The sequence below is a fragment of the Isoptericola sp. NPDC057191 genome, from assembly GCF_042670225.1.
Lineage (GTDB): Bacteria > Actinomycetota > Actinomycetes > Actinomycetales > Cellulomonadaceae > Isoptericola.
Genome location: NZ_JBHUWC010000320.1, coordinates 1 through 1,251 on the forward strand (window position 1 = coordinate 1; position 1,251 = coordinate 1,251).

Annotated in this window: 2 protein-coding genes; one reads left to right on the forward strand and one right to left on the reverse strand. The window is 71.4% G+C overall.

Annotated features, from left to right (window positions below; genetic code table 11):
- Window positions 1–7 precede the first annotated feature (7 nt).
- Window positions 8–475 (reverse strand): DUF4870 domain-containing protein, encoded by a 468-nt coding sequence (locus ACFT55_RS20215; protein ID WP_380245659.1) that lies wholly within the window; start codon window positions 473–475, stop codon window positions 8–10.
- A 125-nt stretch (window positions 476–600) separates the two neighbouring features.
- Here ACFT55_RS20215 and ACFT55_RS20220 point away from each other — a divergent pair, with 125 nt between their 5' ends.
- A complete protein-coding gene (locus tag ACFT55_RS20220) occupies window positions 601–1,176 on the forward strand; it encodes a DUF4282 domain-containing protein (RefSeq protein ID WP_380245660.1) in 576 nt (191 codons plus the stop codon).
- The last annotated feature ends 75 nt before the right edge of the window (window positions 1,177–1,251 follow it).

A 1,251-nucleotide genomic window follows, 5' to 3' on the forward strand; every position in this document is an offset into this window, starting at 1 on the left:
CCGCCGGTCAGGACACGACGCGGATGTTGATCGGGTAGCGGTACGCCTCGTGCCGGTTGACGGCGACCGCGGCGATGATCCCGAAGACGATCGACAGCACCCAGACCGCAGCCCACAGCACGAACCCGATGAACACGATGAACAGGATCACCGAGATCGCATAGCCGATCAGCAGCGTGATCTGGAAGTTCAGCGACTCCTTGGCCTGGTCGGCGACGTAGGCGCTGCGGTCGCGCAGGAACAGCCACACCAGCAGCGGCGTGAGGAAGCCGAGGAAGCCAAAGCTCAGCAGCGACAGCACCGGCGGGCCCAGGTGCGCGACGAGCGCCCACGTGCGCTCGTCCGACGGCGACAGCGGCAGCGGACCGTAGCCGTAGGGCGGCCGCCCGGGCGGCGGAGGACCGTACGGCGGCTGCCCCGGCGGCGGTCCCGCCGGGGGCTGCTGCGGGGGTGGACCGTACGGCGGCTGGCTCATACCGTCCATCCTCGCGCATCCGGCGAGGTCACGTGCGGTGGCGGTCCTGATCGGCTGCGGCCAGAGTGGGACGCGAGGTGTTCGACCCTGCGGGGTGCGCCACCCCGGCCGACTCAGGAGGAACGATGAGCGAGAACACGCCGCAGCAGCCCGGCGACCCGCAAGAGCCGCCTCGCCAGCCCCCGTACCAGCCGCCGCCCGGTCGGCCCGACCCGTCGTACGGCCAGCAGCCGCCCGCCGGGCCGCCCCCGCACGGCGGACAGCCGCCCTACGGCGACCAGCCCTACGGGGAGCCGCCGCAGCCGTACGAGGGACGGATGCCCGACCCGGGCCTGTACCCCGGGATGGAGTACCCGCCGGACCGGTCAGCGGGCTCGCGTGCGCCCCTGGGTCACCCCGGTGGCCACCCCGGCGGCTTCCTCGGGGCTCTGTTCGACTACTCGTTCAGCCGGTACATCACGCCCAGCGTGGTCAAGGTCGTCTACATCATCGTGACGGTCCTGGTGGCCCTGGCGTGGCTGGGCGGTCTCGCGGCCTCGTTCCAGTCGTCCGTCTGGGCGGGGATCCTCTTCCTGGTGTTCGGGTGGATCGTCGCGCTGGTGTACCTCGCGATCGCCCGCATCACCCTGGAGTTCTTCGTGGCCGTCATCACCGTCTCGGAGAAGGTCAACGCCTACGCGGAGCGGGACGGCATCTCCTGAGACCGCCGCGACGCCCCGTCACGACGTGACGAAGTCGATCAGCTCCTCGACCCGGCCCAGCAGGGCCGGGTCGAG

What these genes read in the sequence shown, in the direction of transcription:
- ACFT55_RS20220 (WP_380245660.1), top strand. Translation starts at nt 601, where the DNA reads ATGAGCGAGAACACGCCGCAGCAGCCCGGCGACCCGCAAGAGCCGCCT.
- ACFT55_RS20215 (WP_380245659.1), bottom strand. Translation starts at nt 475, where the DNA reads ATGAGCCAGCCGCCGTACGGTCCACCCCCGCAGCAGCCCCCGGCGGGA.